Origin of the sequence: Streptomyces sp. NPDC029216, from assembly GCF_040648015.1 — a bacterium.
Taxonomy (GTDB): Bacteria; Actinomycetota; Actinomycetes; order Streptomycetales; family Streptomycetaceae; genus Streptomyces.
In genome coordinates, this window is sequence record NZ_JBEZWL010000269.1 from 1 (window position 1) to 4,328 (window position 4,328).

Consider the following 4,328-nt stretch of genomic DNA (forward strand, 5'->3'; position numbering starts at 1 on the left):
CGGCACGGGTGCGGTGACGCCGTACGGGGAGCCGCCGCCGGGTGCGAAGGGCCGCGTGTCCGACGCCGGCGGCGGCGGCCCGTACGTCTCCGGGGCCGGCGGGGCTCCGGCACCGCCGGCGCCGAGAGCGGCGCTCGCGCCCCGGAGCAGTGCTTCCAGCTCGGCGCCGTCGGGCCGCACGGCCGGGTCCCGTACGAGCAGCCGTTCCAGTACGGGGCCCAGCGGGCCGGAACGCACCGGCGCCGGGATCGGGTCGTCGAGGACGGCGACGACGGTGGCGAGGCTGGTGGCCCGGCGCAGCGGGTGGGTGCCCTCGGCGGCCACGTACAGCATCATGCCGAGCGACCACAGGTCGGAGGCGGCGAGCCCCTCCTCGCCCCGGGCCCGTTCGGGCGCGATGTACTCGGGCGAGCCGATCAGCACCCCGGTGGAGGTGAGGGCGGTCGCCCCGCCCAGGGCGGCGATGCCGAAGTCGGTCAGCACCGCCGCGCCGTCGGGCCGCAGCAGCACGTTGGCCGGTTTCACGTCCCGGTGCAGCACCCCTTCGGCGTGCGCGGCCCGCAGCGCCGAGAGGATGTCGAGGCCGAGCCGCAGCACGTCGGCGACCGGCATCGGTCCGTCGGCCAGCCGGTCGTGCAGGGAGCCGCCCTTGACCAGCTCCATCACGATCCACGGGTGGCCGTCGGTGCCGGGCGCGGACTCGACGATGTGGTGGATCGTCACCACGCCGGGGTGCGCGAGGCGGGCCAGGGCCCGGGCCTCGCGCACGGCACGCTCGCGCATCTGGGCGGAGAGCCCGGGGTTGGCGGCCTCGGAGGCCGGGTCCGGCGGGCGCACTTCCTTCAGGGCGACCTCGCGGTGCAGCGCGATGTCGCGGGCGCGCCACACCGTTCCCATGCCTCCGGCGCCCAGGGGTGCGATCAGTTCGAAACGGCCGTCGACCAGCCGTCTGCCGGCCTCACTCGTGTCCATGGCCGGTCATCGTAGAGGGCGCCACCGTCAGCAGCGGCGGCGGTCCGCCGTCACGGCGCCCTGCGCGGTGGACACCGTTCGGTCGTAACAACCGCCTCCTACCGAGGACCCGTACAGCTGGTAGTGGGCGGTGGTCGTGCCAACGGCGTGCCGCTGGTCGCGCGGGACGTTCGCCGTGTACGAGGCGTCGCCCGTGTACCGGTCGTCGAGGCGGGTCCGGCCGGTCGGACGGCCGCCGCGCAGGGTGACGGTGTCGGCCCGGTCGCCGAGGGAGAGGACGGTGCGCAGCCGGTCGCCGGCGCCGAGGGTGGTCTCCCCGTCCATGGTGTAGGCGCGGGTGGTGCGGGTGGTGACGGTGCCTCGGGTGATGCTCTCCTCGTCGTTCCAGGAGGCGGTGAGGGCGTCGCGGTTCTCGCCGTCGGTCCAGCGGTGGACGGAGGTGTTGCGTACGGCCCGGGTGACGGTGGTGGTGACCCGGCCGTGGGAGGTGTCGAGGTGCCCGGCGACGGTGAGGCGGTGGCCGCCCTCGGTGTCGAGGCGGTGTTCGCCGCCGGGGGCGGCGGGGGTCCAGCGGGAGCTGCCGGTGGGGGCGTCCTCCTCGTGGCGGGTCAGGGCCCCGGTGACGACCTCTTGGCCCCGGTCCTGCCAGAGCAGCAGGTTGGCGGGGGTGCTCCAGCCGCTCTGCCCGGCCGGGACCCCGGCGACGGCCACCTCGATGCGGTGCGGGCGGCCGTCGTTGAGGAGGGCGGCGTAGGGGGTGAGGTCGTAGACGGCGGGCTGGACGTCGAAGGCGCGGGGGCCGGGGGTGACGTACCAGAGGAAGGGGTTGGACCAGCCGCCGGTCCAGACGGTCGGGAAGGGCGCGGCGAGCCCGGCGAGCTGTCCGTCGACGGAGATCCGGACCTCGCGGTAGGGGCCGCCGGCGGCCTTGCAGGAGTAGGGGGCCGCGTCGGGGACGGTCATGTACCAGTACTCCTCGCAGCCGCCGCCCGAGCCGGTGGCGTAGACCTCGGCGAGGAGCCGTTCGGTGTTGCGCGGGGTGGTGATCTCCGGGGAGGTGAGCGGGAGGACCCGGTCGGGGGCGGGGGCGGGGCCGGTGCGGCCTTCGGCGGCGTAGAAGGTGAGGGTGACTTTGACGTCGATGACCCCGGTGTAGGTGTCGTCGACGACGTTGCCGATCAGCATCTCGACGGGCTGCGGCCGGCTGAGGGTGTCGCGGTAGCGGGTGACGTCCTTCTCGACGGACCACTCGATGCCCTCGGGCGAGGGCTCGGGGGTGGAGGTGCTCAGGATCTCCACGCCGCCGACGGTGAGGTGGCCGAGGCGATCGTACTGGCGGCCCTTGACCTTGCCGTCGAGGCGCAGCACGACCTTGGCCCAGTCGGAGCGGCCGCAGCCCCCGGGCGGGGTGTAGGCGCCCCGGTAGGGGGTGAAGTCGCGGAACTGGGCCTCGGCCAGGGTGACCCGGCAGGACCGGGTGGCGGGGTGTTCGACGGGCGGGGCGGCGGTGAGGGGGTCGTGCCAGTCGGTGCCGAACTCGGCGGGCGGGGTGTCCGCGGCGCTCGCGGTGGCCGGTACGGGGCCGGGGCCGGCCGCCGCGGGTCCCGCGGCCGCGGCCAGGGTGCCCGCGGCGAGGGTGAGCGCGCCGAGCAGGCCCATGATCCTGTGTCGTCTCATGGGCCCGCAGTGAAGCGGCTCCCGGGCGGCTGCCGCCAGGGCCCGTGGTCCGGGCCTGGCGCGATCTCGCCCCCGGCTCAGCGGCCGGCGGGCAGGACGACGACGCCGTCGTCGTCCACGTACACGGTGTCGCCGGGCCGGAAGGTGACGCCGCCGATGGTGACGGGCTCGTCGACGGCGCCCGCGCCGGTCTTGCCGCTCTTGCGGGGGCAGGTGCCCAGCGCCTGGACGCCGAGGTCGAGCCCGCCGAGGGCCACGCTGTCGCGGACGGCGCCGTTGACGATGAGCCCGGCCCAGCCGGAGCGCTCGGCCGCGCCGGCGATGAGGTCGCCGACGAGGGCGGTGCGCAGCGAGCCGCCGCCGTCGATGACGAGGACGGCGCCCTCGCCGGGGGTGTGGAGGAGTTCGCGCAGCAGGGCGTTGTCCTCGTGGCAGCGGACGGTGCGCACGGGCCCGGCGAAGAGGCGGCGGCCGCCGATGGGGCGGAAGGCGGTGGTGCAGATGCCGAGGTCCTCACCGTGCTCGTCGTAGAGGTCGGCGGTGGGGACTGGGGGTACCCCCGGCGGTAGCTGGGGGAGGGTGACGCTCATGTGGCTGTGGGCTCCTCGCATCTCGTACGTCGCGCCGTGCGGGCCCCAGCGTATGCGGGGGGCTCCGAACTAGCGGAAAGCGTCCGCGTGCTCTTCCGCCCATGATCGGAACGTGCGCGCCGGCGCTCCGGTGATCTCTTCCACCGCAGATGTGATCAAGGTCGATTCGGGTCGCGTTCCGGCGCTGGCCAACAGTGCCTCGACGAGGGCGGGTGGCCTGCCGTCGGCGAGCATCTGCCGGCGTGCGACCTCTACCGGGACCCTCTCGAAGCGGGTCGGGTGGCTGATCGCTTCCCCGATCGTGTGTACCTGCTCGGCTCTGCTGAGTACCTGCGGGCCGGTCAGGACGTGCTTCATGCCCGCGTGTCCGTCATCGGTCAACGCGTGTACCGCCACGGCCGCGACATCGCGCTCGTGGACCACCGCCGTGGCGGCGATGTCGGGTCCGCGAACGACGTGCGTGGTGCGGATCTGTTCGACCCACCCGCGCGCGTTCGAGGCGATGGTGTTCGAGCGCAGGAAAGTCCACTCCATGCCGGATGTTTCGATGAGGCGCTCCATGTCGGCGTGGAGCTGGTTGATCGGGTCGGTCTGGCGTACGGCGTCTTCGTTCACACCCGACGAGGAGAGATAGACGATGCGGCGGGCGTGCTGTCCCATCGCCTTCAGTACCGCAGGGGCTCCCTCGGTCGTGAGGAACGGCCAGATCAGGAACACCGTGTCGCTCCCGGCCAGTGCCCCCTCCAACGTGTCCGGCCGGGACAGGTCCCCGCCTACGACCCTGACTCCCTCCGGCAGCCGGGCCCGTTCGGGATCACGCGCCAACGCACGCACGGCGGTACCTGTGGCCAGAAGTTGGACGACAACGTGCCGTCCGACATTGCCGGTTGCGCCGGTCACGAGAATCTCACTCATGATCAGGTAAGCCCCGGCCGTGCTCAGGCTATTCCGAGAAGTCGTACCCGCCGACCGGCACGTCCGGACTCGATACGCGCCCTAGAGCCTGTCGTCAAAGTGATCTTGGGTTGTGGATCATGGGGTGGTGATACGTCGTCATGAACTGTCCGATGCCGAGTGGGACCTCGTATG

4 protein-coding genes are annotated in these 4,328 nt (G+C 73.3%); all 4 read right to left on the reverse strand.

From position 1 onward, the window contains the following. The coding region (locus AB0F18_RS38625; protein WP_362070055.1) for a serine/threonine-protein kinase at nt 1-972 on the reverse strand (972 nt) is incomplete at its 3' end. 27 nt (nt 973-999) lie between these two features. Next, nucleotides 1,000-2,649, reverse strand: a complete 1,650-nt coding sequence (locus AB0F18_RS38630) for a peptide-N4-asparagine amidase (protein ID WP_362070058.1) — start codon at nt 2,647-2,649, stop codon at nt 1,000-1,002. Between the two features lie 77 nt (nt 2,650-2,726). Beyond that, nucleotides 2,727-3,239, reverse strand: a complete 513-nt coding sequence (rraA, locus tag AB0F18_RS38635; protein ID WP_362070060.1) for a ribonuclease E activity regulator RraA — start codon at nt 3,237-3,239, stop codon at nt 2,727-2,729. Nucleotides 3,240-3,308: 69 nt separating this feature from the next. Beyond that, nucleotides 3,309-4,154 (reverse strand): NAD(P)H-binding protein, encoded by an 846-nt coding sequence (locus AB0F18_RS38640; protein WP_362070063.1) that lies wholly within the window; start codon nt 4,152-4,154, stop codon nt 3,309-3,311. Nucleotides 4,155-4,328: the final 174 nt, after the last annotated feature.

Bases quoted from the DNA above. Each gene is read 5' to 3' on its own strand.
- AB0F18_RS38630 (WP_362070058.1), bottom strand. From the start codon at position 2,649: ATGAGACGACACAGGATCATGGGCCTGCTCGGCGCGCTCACCCTCGCC.
- rraA (WP_362070060.1), bottom strand. From the start codon at position 3,239: ATGAGCGTCACCCTCCCCCAGCTACCGCCGGGGGTACCCCCAGTCCCC.
- AB0F18_RS38640 (WP_362070063.1), bottom strand. From the start codon at position 4,154: ATGAGTGAGATTCTCGTGACCGGCGCAACCGGCAATGTCGGACGGCAC.